The sequence below is a fragment of the Clostridium beijerinckii genome, from assembly GCF_008705175.1.
In the GTDB taxonomy this organism is placed as follows: Bacteria; Bacillota; Clostridia; order Clostridiales; family Clostridiaceae; genus Clostridium; species Clostridium beijerinckii.
This window is the reverse complement of the sequence record NZ_CP043998.1, coordinates 5,536,750-5,550,851: the sequence shown is the minus strand read 5'-3', so window position 1 is coordinate 5,550,851 and position 14,102 is coordinate 5,536,750. Positions and strand designations below refer to the sequence as shown.

The 14,102-nt window shown below is 29.2% G+C and carries 10 protein-coding genes and 1 riboswitch; of the genes, 8 read left to right on the top strand and 2 right to left on the bottom strand.

Translation table 11 applies throughout. The features are described from left to right. Positions 1–20 precede the first annotated feature (20 nt). The gene (locus tag F3K33_RS24460; protein ID WP_023974376.1) at positions 21–1,283 is read left to right on the top strand and encodes a methyl-accepting chemotaxis protein; all 1,263 of its coding nucleotides are present in this window, start codon (positions 21–23) and stop codon (positions 1,281–1,283) included. Between the two features lie 60 nt (positions 1,284–1,343). Here F3K33_RS24460 and F3K33_RS24455 read toward each other — a convergent pair whose 3' ends face one another. Then, positions 1,344–2,270 carry a DUF4097 family beta strand repeat-containing protein gene (locus F3K33_RS24455; protein ID WP_039770798.1) on the bottom strand — a complete coding sequence of 309 codons (927 nt, stop codon included), beginning with the start codon at positions 2,268–2,270 and terminating at the stop codon, positions 1,344–1,346. Continuing rightward, positions 2,267–3,262 carry a DUF1700 domain-containing protein gene (locus F3K33_RS24450; RefSeq protein ID WP_023974374.1) on the bottom strand — a complete coding sequence of 332 codons (996 nt, stop codon included), beginning with the start codon at positions 3,260–3,262 and terminating at the stop codon, positions 2,267–2,269. The genes F3K33_RS24455 and F3K33_RS24450 overlap by 4 nt, the downstream gene beginning before the upstream one ends. 847 nt (positions 3,263–4,109) lie before the next feature. On the opposite strand from F3K33_RS24450, the gene F3K33_RS24445 reads away from it, so the two are divergent. The 7 genes from F3K33_RS24445 (at position 4,110) to helD (ending at position 13,688) form a co-directional block, all read left to right on the top strand. Then, complete coding sequence (locus F3K33_RS24445) at positions 4,110–4,784, top strand: beta/alpha barrel domain-containing protein (protein ID WP_023974373.1); 675 nt, start codon at positions 4,110–4,112, stop codon at positions 4,782–4,784. A 178-nt stretch (positions 4,785–4,962) separates the two neighbouring features. Next, positions 4,963–5,133: riboswitch (Lysine riboswitch) on the top strand. A gap of 315 nt (positions 5,134–5,448) precedes the next feature. Then, positions 5,449–6,744, top strand: coding sequence for a diaminopimelate decarboxylase (lysA, locus tag F3K33_RS24440; RefSeq protein ID WP_023974372.1), 1,296 nt, complete (start codon positions 5,449–5,451; stop codon positions 6,742–6,744). A gap of 303 nt (positions 6,745–7,047) precedes the next feature. Then, positions 7,048–7,632 carry a signal peptidase I gene (gene lepB, locus F3K33_RS24435; RefSeq protein ID WP_051144800.1) on the top strand — a complete coding sequence of 195 codons (585 nt, stop codon included), beginning with the start codon at positions 7,048–7,050 and terminating at the stop codon, positions 7,630–7,632. Between the two features lie 207 nt (positions 7,633–7,839). Then, the gene (gene lepB, locus F3K33_RS24430) at positions 7,840–8,382 is read left to right on the top strand and encodes a signal peptidase I (protein ID WP_051144801.1); all 543 of its coding nucleotides are present in this window, start codon (positions 7,840–7,842) and stop codon (positions 8,380–8,382) included. Positions 8,383–8,589: 207 nt separating this feature from the next. Next, positions 8,590–8,826 carry a DUF3006 domain-containing protein gene (locus F3K33_RS24425; protein WP_023974369.1) on the top strand — a complete coding sequence of 79 codons (237 nt, stop codon included), beginning with the start codon at positions 8,590–8,592 and terminating at the stop codon, positions 8,824–8,826. Positions 8,827–9,023: 197 nt separating this feature from the next. After that, complete coding sequence (ftsH, locus tag F3K33_RS24420; RefSeq protein WP_039770795.1) at positions 9,024–11,156, top strand: ATP-dependent zinc metalloprotease FtsH; 2,133 nt, start codon at positions 9,024–9,026, stop codon at positions 11,154–11,156. Between the two features lie 357 nt (positions 11,157–11,513). Then, positions 11,514–13,688, top strand: a complete 2,175-nt coding sequence (helD, locus tag F3K33_RS24415) for an RNA polymerase recycling motor HelD (protein WP_039770793.1) — start codon at positions 11,514–11,516, stop codon at positions 13,686–13,688. Positions 13,689–14,102 lie beyond the last annotated feature (414 nt).

Sequence of the window (14,102 nt, the reverse complement as noted above, 5' to 3'; positions counted from 1 at the left end):
AGAAAGAAGGGGTGTTTTAAATGAACGAAGACAAAAAAATTAGTTTATTACAGTCTGTTGGAGTGAAAATTTTCTCTGGATATTTCATAATGGCATTAGTTGGAATTGGGATAGGAATAGGGATAAAAACTAGTACGACACTTACGGCTATAGCTGTAGGAATTGCCGTTATATTAGGGGGCGCATTTGTAGTTACAACATTAGGTAAAATAATTACACCACTACATGAAATAAAGAAGTTAGCAGAAAGAATGAGCGAATATGATATTTCAACTAATATTACAATTACAAGAAAAGATGAATTTGGATTTATAGGACAAGCTTTAAATAAAGCTCAGGATAATTTAAGGCATATGATAGAAGTGTGTGCAGATAACGCAACAAATGTGTCCGCTTTAAGTGAAGAAGCATCTGCGGTTGTTCAAGAAATATCAACTAGTTTGGAAAATATAAATCTAGAGTTTGAAAAAATCGATTCAAAAACACAAGATAATAGTAGCAATGTTGAAGAAGTATATGCATCAATTCAACAAGTAAATGCCAATATGGAAGAATTAGAAGCACAAGCGGAAAAAGGTAATGATAATTCAAATGGTATAAAGGAAAGAGCTAAGGCTGTAGAAAAAAATAGCAGAAGAGCAATTGAAAATACAGCACTTGTATATAACCAAAAGGAAGAACATATAAAGAAAGCAATAGAAGAATCAAAGGTAGTAGAAGAGATAAAAGTAATGGCGGACTCAATAGCTAGTATAGCAGAGCAAACTAATTTGTTAGCATTGAATGCAGCAATCGAGGCTGCTAGAGCGGGTGAATCAGGTAAGGGGTTTGCAGTTGTTGCGGAGGAAGTGAGAAAGCTTGCAGAGGAGTCAGCATCATCTGTAATTACTATACAAAATACTATAGAAAGAGTAGAAAAAGCATTTAATAATCTTTCAGAGAATAGTAAAGAAATAATTGGCTTTATTAAAACTAATGTAAAAGAAGATTTAGAAGGATACGGAAGTATCGCTTTACAATATACTAAAGATGGTGAGTTTGTAAGTGCAATGTCTAAAAAGATAGCCGAGATGTCTGAACATGTAAATGCATCAATTGAACAGGTTAGTGCAGCTATATCAAATACTGCAAAAAATTCTGAGGAGGTTTCCGGTAGTACACATAGCATACAACAGGGAATAGACGATACATCAACTGCTATGAAACAAGTAGTTGAAACAATAAGTAAGGAAGCTATTAAGGCAGAAGAACTAAGCAGTATTATTTCAAAGTTCAAACTATAGGATATATAATATAATGCACAATGAACAATTAGTATAAGATTGTCATTGTGCATTAAAATTTTACTTTATATTAAGATTTCCACTTTCAGTAGTAATATTTATAAGAGAACTTTCATCGCCGGAAGATAATTTATCGTTAGGAGAATTTAAGCTTCCAGATTTCGTTTCGTAGTTTATTTTATAGCCTGAGCCTTCTGGTATAGATAAGTGTATGGATCCAGAATGAGAGCTTAAAGACATATTGTTCAAGGAATTAATCATTCTCAAATTGATATCTCCAGATAAAGTATTTCCATTTATACTTCCTAAGTTACCATTTCCAATAATATCACCAGAAGAAGAAGATAGTTTGGTTTCAGTTGATGTTTCTATGTTATCAAAGGTTATATTTCCGTTGGAACTATTTAAGTCTAAATAATTTAAAAATGAATCTGAAAGAGCTATAGATCCACTAGTAGATGAAAGATTAAGTGTATTTAATGATAAGCTAGAAATATTTATATCGCCGCTGCTTGTGGTTATTTTTAAAGTGCTCTTATCTTTAAAATTATAAGGTATACTTACTGAAATACTTGCGTCACTTGGAGTATCATATCTAGCGTTAAAAGCTAATCTATTACCACTTTCAATTTCATACAAGTCATTAGAAATATTATTGTTGCTTTTGATTTGAACTTTTAAATCATCACCATCATAATCAACGACTTTAATATCTTGCGAGTTTAAGCTGAAGTCGATCTCGTTGACATTGTCATTTAGGACATAATCTTTAGACAGATATGAAGTATTAAAATCCAAGTTGAAATTGTTAAAATTCAAATTATGTTCAAAGGCACTGGGGCTTAGATGAAGTTCATCGGCGTAGTTAGAAAGTTTGTAGCCACTTTGAACTAGAGCAATGCATCCAGAAGTATAAAATGTAATGGATAGAAGTAATAGTATTAACATAAATATCTTCATATTAGAAGAAATGAATTTCTTTTTCATAGCGACGCCCCACCTTTAAACTTTAAGAACTTATATGTTTTAGCCAAAATTAATATGAGAAATTTGCAGAGATAGAAAAATATAATCATTAAAAGCAGTGATAATGAGATTGAACCGAAAGAAAATAGTACTATTACCGGGTATGGAAAATTCGAGACAAATGCCGGAATATTAGGTAGCGTAAAAAAGTTTGTAAAAGTTCCACCAATTAATACTCCAATACTAGCGATAAAAATACTTATTGCTATTCCCAAGAGTCCGATAAAGCAGCCAATAACACCAGTTATAACTGGAAAGAATATTACTAAAGATAAGATTACAATAAAAAATTTTAAGATAATATTTATATTGAAGTTAGAAATCTTATTTTTAGATTTATTATTAAAAATACTCATTATTTGACGCATATTAAAATTAAATTCTGAGATGAAGGAAATATGATTACTGCGTTTAAAGTTATTCTCATTATTGATATTATATTTTGATTCTTTTAATTCAGCACATTTATAATTGCTTTTTTGAATATCAAGTGATATATTTTCATTATGAAGGTCATAAAAACAATCATTTGAAGCATAAGAATTATTAGACTTAAAATCATTAAAGTTGGAATCAGTTTTTAAATCGTTCTTGTTTTCTGAATAGATATTACTGAACTTTTTATCAGTTTTAAAATTGTGACATGCATTGATATGTTTATTATCAGTGCTCACATCAGTGGCATCTATGTTAGAAATCTCGTCGCTAGTTTCAGTGCTAGCATTATTAGTTAAATTATCTAAGGTAATGGTAATATGCAAATGTTCATTTCTAAGTTTATTAACTATTAAATTAGGATCACCTAATTCCTTTGCTATATCGTCTTCTGTTCTTCCAACAGTTAATCTAGTTTTAAAGTAATTTTCATAATAAGAAATAATATCTTGCAGCTTTATTTCAGGAAAGTCTTTTAAACCATCCATTAAAATGTTGAAAAATTCATTTTGGGTCATTACAATAAATCTCCTTTTACCTAACTTCAGAATATATTTCCTGATTAAAAGTATATGATAGGAATGAAAAGATCACAAGATATTACTTTATACTTTAATGTTTTATTAAGGTGTTGTAACTTAGAAATTAACAAAGTATTAAGAAATTCTTAAGTATGCCCATAGTATTTTATTGGTAGTGCTATTATTATCCACATAAATATGATTAATTATAAAATCGAATTTTGTAATTATACGCGTCAACAAGAAGTTTTGTGAATAAACTTGTGGACAAACTTAAATGATATAAAATAAAACTAAGGCTTAGCCTTGTAAATATAAGGCTTGTTTATACTGTGGATAATAGTATAAAATCTGTGGATAACTTAATTGTCAAATATGATATTCAATTAGTTCTTTATGAATGTTTTAGAATTAATTATGGACTTGATTTCAATAAATATGGAGATAATTGATTATAGAGAGAGAAATTTGTAGAAAGTCTTTCCTAACAATTTTTCGTTGAGAAATTTAATGATATGTATTTATAAACAATATGCACATATTTGTGGATAAAAACTGTGGATATTGTGGATAAATAAAATTTAACTTTAAGAAATACGAGAAAGTAGTATAATATAAATAGTAATTAATGGAATTTAACATATTGTATGAAGATAAGTGATTTATTTTAAAAATATTATAATTATAAGTATATATGCGAAAGATAATTTTAATTTAGAAAATTTTTAATAGAGGTTTAATTTATAGGAAAGTATAACTATAAAGACAATAAAAGAAAAATGTATAACTAGAGAAATTTATTATAAAAATCTAACCGATAGTTAATGGGGAGGGGATAAAAATTATGACCAATAAAGATGTTAAATATATTCCTCAAATAAAGGGTACGCTTAGGAATCATGTAATTGAGGTTCCAGCAGTTATAAGAAATTGTGGTGGAATTAAAATTTTTGGGAAGAGAATAAAATCATTGCTATTTAGTACAGATGTAGCATTAATAAGAAATAGCAATGCTGATGCAATTATTGCGGTATATCCATTTACACCACAGCCTGTAATAACACAGGCACTTGTTATGGCAGCTGATGTTCCGGTTTTTTGTGGCGTAGGCGGAGGAATAACACAAGGAAAAAGAGTTGTGAATTTAGCTATGGATGCAGAATTTAAAGGTGCTATGGGAGTTGTTGTAAATGCACCTACGAGTAATGAAATTGTTAATAAGATTAGGTCAACAATAGATATACCAGTAATAGTAACGGTCATTTCTGAAGATGAAGATGTTACTAAAAGGATTGAAGCTGGAGCTACAATACTTAATGTTTCAGGTGGAAGAAATACCGCTAATATAGTCAGAAATATCAGAAAGAGATTTCCAGAGTTTCCTATAATAGCAACTGGAGGACCAACTGAAGAGTCAATTAAAGAGACAATTCAAGCTGGAGCAAATGCTATAACTTTTACGCCACCAACATCAGCAAGTATTATGGGAGATCTTATGGATGAGTATAGGAAAGAATAAGAACTTAATAAGCTTGGGTTTTATACCATTAATTTAAAGTTAAAAAAGTATTGCTTTAAGTTTAATTTATGGTATCATATTTGTAACAGTTTAATAAAATGATATTGTGCAGATAATGATTTATAATGTCATTAATATTAAAATATTAATGAATTCTAATAATATAATATATAACATGACCTGGGGTAGAGGTGCTGCAATAAATAGTAGGTATGAGGAGTTGGCAAACGTTGATTTATACTAAAAGGTATTACAGCCGAAGAAAATAGATTATTATGCGATAATCTTTTTCTGGGTATTCATAGAATATGTGAATAACTGTCACGAAGAGTGTTGAGCTACAAGGTACTTTTTTCAGTTATAAATTAACAGTTTGAAAAGAATAATAATGATTTTGTTAGTATAGACGTTCAAATTCATTTATTAATCTTTTGCGAAGAATTGATAATTAATGAAAATATTGTGCATAAATTTAGCGTAAATATCTACCACTCGTCACAGATACACTCTGTGGCGTTTGTTTTTTATTATAATTATTAGTTAATACAACATCAATAATCCGGAGGCAATGCAAAAAACGGATATTTTTTATTGAAATTGGTGTTGTGATTTATTTTAATCAATGAAGCAATAGCTAATAAAATATAATTTGGGGGTTAATCAAATGAAGTTGTTTGGAACAATGAAAGTAGAAGACAATCAATTAATGATTGGAGGCATCAGTGCTAAAAATTTAGTGAGAGAATATGGGAGTCCGTTATATGTATTTGATGAAGATTTAATAAGAGAATACTGTAGGGATTATAGAAAATATTTCAAGTGCGAAGAGAATAATAATAGAGTAGCTTTTGCAGGAAAAGCATTTTTGACACTTCAAATGTGTAAATTATTGAAGGAAGAGAATATGTGTCTTGATGTTGTATCTGGGGGGGAATTATACACTGCATATAAGTCTGAATTTCCACTTGAAAAAGTTATGTTCCATGGAAATAATAAGACTCTATCTGAGATTGAACTTGGCGTAAGACTAGGTGTAGGTAATTTTGTAGTAGATAATTATTACGAAATAGACGCATTAAATGATATAGCTAAAGAATATAATAAGGTACAAAATATTTATTTAAGAATAACACCAGGTATTGAAGCGCATACTCATGATTATATAAAGACTGGACAAATAGATTCAAAATTTGGCTTTGCTCCAGTTGATACTATAATAGAAGATGCTATTAAAAAAGCTATAAGTTTAGAGAATATAAATCTTGCAGGAATACATTGTCATATAGGTTCGCAAATATTTGACTTAGAGCCATATGAAGATGCTGTTGAAATAATGTTAGAACTTGTGAGAAATACAAAGGAAAACCTAGGTTACCTAATAAACGAAGTAGATTTTGGCGGAGGTTTTGGTATATATTATACCGAGGGAGACGAACCAAGAAGTACTGAAGAATATTGCAGCACAATAATTAATAAAGTTGATGAAGTGTGTGCGAGAACAGGTCAAGAAAGGCCAATTCTTACAATAGAGCCAGGAAGAAGTATTGTAGCTAATGCAGGAACAACTTTATATACTGTAGGATCAGTCAAGGAAATTCCGAGTGTTAGAAAATATGTATCAGTAGACGGTGGAATGACTGATAATATAAGACCGGCTCTTTATAATGCAGAATATGAATGTATTCTTGCAAGTGGAGTTGAAGGAGATAGAGAAGAAACAGTTACAATATCAGGAAAATGTTGTGAATCGGGAGATATATTATTAGAAAATATTAAAATTCCAGAAGTTAAAAGCGGAGATATTCTAGCAATAATGACTACAGGAGCATATGGTTATTCTATGTCAAGCAATTATAATAGAATACCAAAGCCAGCGGTTGTAATGGTTAAAGATAATGAAACAAGACTTATTTGCAAAAGAGAATCTTATGATGATCTATTAAAGAATGATGTTGAATAGATATAAGTATTTGAATATGTTTAAGTAAGAATTTAAATTATATAGATTTCCTAAAAGGATTATGCACTAATTTTTAAGATTGGTGCATATTTTTGTTATAAAATTAACATCTTATAAATATTTTAGATAGTAAAATATGTTATACTAATATAGCATATTAAAATATGCACATTAGAAAAAAGCGCGAAGCGCAACCAAGATCATTTTAATTAGAAAAAAGCGCGAAGCGCAACTAAGAACTTCTTAAGTGAAATGATTTATATAATTAAGGATTATGAAAAAATGGGGTATTAATGAAAAATTATGTGTAATATGGGACATGGAGGTAATATTGTGGCAGAAAATAACGAAGATGAAATTGTAGCAGATAAAAAAGAAAAAAAGAAGTCCATATTAAATGAATGGATAATTGATATTGCAGTTGTTCTTTGCATAGCGCTTCTCGTATGGAATTTTGTGGGATACGGTGTTTGGATTACAAGTGGATCTATGATTCCAACATTAGAAGTTAAAGATAGATTGCTAGTAACTAGGGTGCATAATCCTAAAAATTTAAAAGAAGGAGATATTGTATTATTTAAAAATGACGAATTTAAGGGTGAGATTTTAATAAAAAGATTAATAGGACTTCCGGGAGATACAATAGAAATTAAAAATGGTGTTGTTTATAGAAACGGTCAGGAGCTCAAGGAAGACTATGTGAAAAATAATGAGATATACAATGGAAGTTTTAAAGTACCAGATAATAAGTATTTCTTCTTAGGTGATAATAGAGCTAACTCAGATGATTCTAGGTATTGGAAAGATCCTTACGTTGATGAATCATATATAGAAGGAAAGGCTCAAGTAAAGTATTATCCTATAAAAGATTTTGAAATATTAAAATAATATGAGTTAAATTTTTTACAAAGTGTGAATAATACTTAGTATGTGGTATAAGATAAACGAATCTTGCAAAAGGGAGAACATTTAATGAATGAAAATGATTATGTAATGGAATCAAAGGACATAGATTTAAATTGTTCTGATAACATCACTAATAGGTCAGATAACGATTTTCTAAAGAAAAAATTAGACAAAAAAAAGAATAAAGAATTGCTATCTAATAAAAATATTATAGGGAGTTTTTCGTTTGAAAGCACTTTCTTTAGAGAGTGGATAATTCCTATAATAGCAGCTATAGGAATGGCTTTTTTAATAAATAAATTTTTGATTTACACCGTATATATACCTAGTGAATCAATGGTTCCTACTTTAAATATTGGTGATAAATTAATAGTAACTAGAATTTATGACACTAGTAGGATTAATAGAGGAGATATAGCAGTATTCTATTCAAAGGAACTTGATGAGGTTCTTATAAAAAGAGTTATAGGTCTTCCAGGAGATCACATCGAAATACACGGCGGTACTGTTACTGTAAATGGATCAGATATTAAAGAAGATTATGTGAAAAATAACGAAAATTTTGATGGAGTTTTCGATATGCCTGAAAATAAGTTTTTCTTTTTGGGAGATAATAGGAGCCGATCAAATGATGCAAGAAGATGGATTAATCCATATATAGATGCCTCAAATATACAAGGAAGAGCTGTATTAAAATTCTATCCATTTAAAGATTTTGGAAGCTTAAATTAATAGTAAGACTTAGGAATATAATATGGTGCAAGATAGACTAGCATGTTCACTTGTTATTTTTTAGTGGTTACTAAGAGTTATTGGTGATATTTTCATAGATATACTGTATAATTTAGGTGATTAGAGGAAAACTTACTTGCGTTCGCTCTCTAAGTAAGCTATTCACTATTCTTGGAATTAATTTATACTGTGAAAAGAGGATGCTAAGTGAGTGAAAAGTATATAATAGATAGAGTAGAAGGAAATTATGTTATAATTGAAAAGGAAAATGGGGATATAGATAAAATATCTATTAGGAATGTTACAGGGGATTTTAAAGAAGGAGATATTTTAATTAATATAGATAATAAATATTTTAAAGTCGATAAAAAGTCCACAGAAATTCGCAAAAAACAAATACATAATAAGATGAAAGATATGTGGGAAGAATGGGCTGATTTATGAATATTAATAAAATATAAATTTAAAATCAATTCAGATATAATTAAGTTTGAGCTTTAGCCTAACTTGTAACAAAGGTGAAAAGGTAAATGAAATTCTATATTGTCTGAAATTGTGTTACTTATATAGGAAATTGATGAATATAAAAGTAGTACAGTATTGGACATAATGATTAATAAATATAATGGGAAGGTGATTAGATGCAGAATAATAATAATGGTAATAAAAAGAATAACAAAAATAAGAATTCTTTTACTATAGCAATTACTTATTTTTTAATAGCTTTTGCATTTTTGATGGCATTTAACTATGCAAGAGAAGAAGCTACAATGAAAGAAATTAACTATAATGAGTTTTTAACTTTATTAGACAATAAGGAAATTTCAAAAGTAGTCATAACTAGTGAAAACTTATTAATAACACCAAGCGAAGATAATGAAGAATACAAAGGTAAAACTTTGTATACAGCAAATATGAAGGATGAAGCATTAATAACTAAGCTTAATGCAGCTGGAATTGATTTTACAGGTAAAAATCCTAAAGAATCACCAATGATGAATATTCTGCTTACTTGGATATTGCCTATGATTCTTATATTCTTCATGTGGAGATTTTTATTCTCTAAGATGGGCGGAGGCGGAGGCGGTGTCATGGGCATCGGTAAAAATAACGCTAAGGTCTACATGGAAAGTGAAATAAAAGTAACTTTTGATGATGTGGCAGGTCAGGAAGAAGCTAAAGAATCCTTAAAAGAAGTAATAGACTTCTTAAATGCGCCAGCTAAATATACTGAAATTGGAGCTAAATTACCTAAAGGTGTTTTACTTGTAGGACCTCCGGGAACAGGAAAAACTCTTATTGCAAAAGCAGTTGCAGGAGAAGCAAGAGTTCCATTTTTCTCGCTTTCAGGTTCAAGTTTTGTTGAAATGTTCGTTGGAGTTGGAGCATCAAGAGTAAGAGAATTATTCAAAGATGCAGTAGCTAAAGCTCCGTGTATTATTTTTATAGATGAAATTGATGCAATTGGTAAGAGCAGAGATAATCAAATGCAAAGTAACGATGAAAGAGAACAAACTTTAAATCAATTACTTTCTGAAATGGATGGATTTGATTCGTCTAAAGGTGTAGTTTTACTTGGAGCTACAAATAGACCAGAAATACTTGATAAGGCTCTTTTAAGACCAGGTAGATTTGATAGAAGAGTTATAGTTGATAGACCAGACTTTAAAGGAAGAGAAGCTATACTTCATGTTCATGCAAAGAATGTAATGCTAGGACCTGATGTGGATTTAGCTGAAATAGCTAAGAGTACTCCAGGTGCTGTAGGGGCAGATCTTGCGAATATCATTAATGAAGGTGCTTTAAGAGCTGTAAGAAGAAGAAGAAAAACAGTTCTTCAAGAGGACTTAAGAGAAGCCGTTGAGGTTATAATTGCAGGTAAAGAAAAGAAAGATAGAATTCTATCACCTAAGGAAAGAGAAGTTGTTGCATTCCATGAAGTTGGGCATGCGCTTGTTGCAGCGATGCTTAAAGGAGCAGACCCTGTACATAAAATAACAATAGTTCCTAGAACTATGGGAGCATTAGGTTATACTATGCAATTGCCAGAAGAAGAAAAATATTTGACATCTAGAGAAGAATTAATAAATCAAATTACTGTAATGCTTGGTGGTAGATCTGCTGAAGAGGAAGTATTTGATTTAGTTTCTACAGGAGCTTCAAATGATATAGAAAGAGCTACTCAACAGGCTAGAAGCATGGTTTCTATTTACGGAATGAGTGATAGATTTGATATGATGGCTTTAGAATCAGTGCAAAATATATATCTAGATGGTAGAGCTGTCAGAAACTGTAGCGAAGAAACTTCTACTATTTTAGATGAAGAAACACTAAGAATAATAAAGCATGCTCATGCAAATGCCAGACAGATTCTTAGGGATAATAGAGATTTATTAGATAAAATTTCGGAAGTACTTTTAGAGAAAGAAACAATATTTGGAGAAGAATTCTTTGATTTAGTCTATGAAAAATATCCTGAAGTGAAGGAAGAAAAAGAAAAGGAAAAATCAGAGAACGAAAAGAGAGTAAAAGAGTTAGCAGAAAGAAGAGCTAAAAAGCATGCTTTAGATATTGTTATAGATGATAAGCCTGAAAAGTCACAAAGAGATTTTCAAGATTTAGGAAAATCAGAATTAACAACAAGTAATCAAACACCTGTAATTATGGAAAGTGATGCGAAGGCAGAAGGCGCAGCTGAAAATATTAATGATGATAAATTTATATCTAAAGAAGAGGAATCTGATAAAAAGGATTCTGAAACTGATAATATTTAAAGAAACAAGTTGACATTAATGGCAGGTTTCAAGTGATAAGTTAATGAAGAAAAGCCATCGGCTCTTCATAAGATAATACTTTTAGAAATAGAGAACTATAAAAATGTAAATATAGTATTTAATGCACAGTGGAGGAATGAAACCTAAAAAGAGTTTTTAGCCATACATTGTGCATTTTATAGTTTAAATGTATAATTAACAATACAAAATTCATGGAATTTGTGTGAAAATATTGGCATAAGGGTATAATAATATTTCACAGGAAGAAATAAAAGATTAGTTATTGGTAGTTAATCGCCTTATATGATACTTCAAGGTAATGAATTAACTGCCTATTGATCTAAGGGGGTCACAATATTGAGCAAACAAGTAGATTTTATAAGAGAAGAGGAAAAGTTAAGTGAAATTTTAGAAATTCTAAATAAAGAAATTTTAAAGTATTTAGAAAAAAGAAAGAATGTCACAAGCTATATCCTTGAGGCTAGAAAAAAATACGTTGAGGAATATAAAGATGATGAAGACCAGATTATAGATTATTTTGATCATGAAAATTATGTGAAGGAAGAAGCTTATAGAACAATTGACAAAAGGCTTATGGAATATACAAAGCTTAAGGAAATACCTTATTTCGGAAAGGTTTCGTTTAAAGAAGGAGAAGACATTCCAGAAGATATGTATGTGGGTAGATATGGATTGACGCTTGAAAATAGTTTTGAACCATTAATTGTTGATTGGAGAGCACCTATTGCATCACTTTTTTATAAAGGAACTCTTGGTAAATCAAGTTATAATCCACCTTCAGGAGAAATAGAAGTAGACATATTATCAAGAAAGCAACTTGTAATTAAGAAAGGTCAGTTAAAGGGAGTATTTGATTCAGCCATAGATGTTAAAGATGAAATACTACAAATGGTTTTAACGGATAATTCATCAGATAAATTAAAAGATATAGTAATGACTATTCAAAAGGAACAAGATGAGATTATAAGAGAGGATAGAAATAAAATAGTTGTTGTAAATGGGGTTGCTGGTTCTGGAAAGACAACTATCGCACTTCATAGAATATCATACTTACTATACAATTTTAGAAAACAATTTGGAGATAAGGTATTAATCTTTGGACCTAATGACATTTTTATGGATTATATAGCTCAAGTACTGCCTTCGCTTGGAGAAAGTAATATTAAACAAACAACCTTTGAAAATTTTGCGAAGAAAGAAATTAATTTGAAATATGAAAATGTAAAGAGTTTCGGTAGCTATATTGAAGATGCTATGAACGGAAAAGATGACACTTTAGAAGAATATAGATATAAGAGCTCTAAGGCATTTGTTGATTTATTAAATTCTAATTTAGAAATTTTAAATAAAGAATATTTTAAGATACAACCAATTAGATTTAAGAAAGAAGAGATTGTTACAGCTAAAGAGATAGAGGAACTATTTACAAATTATTATAAAGATATGCCTTTGTTTAGAAGAAGTGAGAAAATAAAAAGAATATTAATATCTAAAATAAAAGATAAGAGAGATGAAGAAGTTTATAAGATAAATGCTGAGTTTAAAGAAAAGATTAGCAGCTTATCAGAGAATGAACTTGAAATAGAAAAAAATAATCTAGAATATTTAAAAAGAATTAAGATAAGAGAAATTGTAAGAGCGGTTATGAAATCTCGTGATGAATTAGATACTTGGATTAAGTACGAACCAGTAATAGATATTTATAAGAAAATTGTTAATTTAGATACTTATAAAAACTATATTAATGACTTAGAAAATATTAATAATGAAGACTTAGGTGAGAATAAAGAAAGACTAAGCTATATGGATTTATCTGGCATACTTTATTTAATGATTAAGTTAAAAGGTATAAAAGTAAAAAATGAGATAAAGCATATTGTAATTGATGAAGCACAAGATTATAGTTTTATTCAATTTGAAATAATTAAAGAAATAACAGGTTGTAAGAGTTATACAATTGTCGGTGATTCAAATCAGAGATTAATAACAACTAGTGAAGAACCAGCAATGCTTCACCTTGATGATGTATTTAAAGATCTTAATGTGGAGATTACAAAGTATGAGTTAAATAAGAGTTATAGGTCAACTCAAGAGATAATGGAATATTCAAATAAATTCTTGGATAAAGACAAGATTGTTCCGTTGGTTAGAAAAGGAGAACCTGTTATTGAAGAAGAAGTTTATAATAATGAGGAATTTGTTGATACAATAATATCATTAATTGAAGATTATGAAGAAGAGGGATACGAGAATATTGCAGTAATCTTTAAGGATAAAAATGAATTGGATAAATTCTCTCATGTTATTAAAGAAAAGATCAATGTTCAAAGTTTAGATAATGATGATATTATGTATAAGGGTGGAAAAGTACTTCTACCAGCTTATTTAGCAAAAGGATTAGAATTTGATGGAGTTATAATAGTAGAAAGTGAAGAGATCGAACCGTTAGTTAAATATATAATGTGTACCAGAGCGTTGCACAGGTTGTCTGCAGTTAAGTATTTAATATAGTTACATTATAAAAACTTAACTCTCAGGCCTTATTATATTAAAAGCTATACGGCTATATAAAATAAAGAATTTTATATAGAATGAGCTATGCTATCTGAAATTTATATATACTAAACTAGATAATCAATTTTAAATAATAAGTAGGCGGCACCGATAACATGATATTTATGATGGTGCCGCTTTTATTTTTTATTATGTGAATAATTTTTCATAAAGTATGCAAAGTGAAAAATTATAATATAAATTTAATGAGAATAAAATTTCATAATTTTTTGTGAATTTTAAATTATAGAAATACTAAATAAAATTTTTTTATAATTTTAAAATGATTAAAAAACGCTTAAAGCAAGCTTGCAAGCCTTATAATACTAATATATATAACTATTTCCAATACATAAAATATATATTTAAATA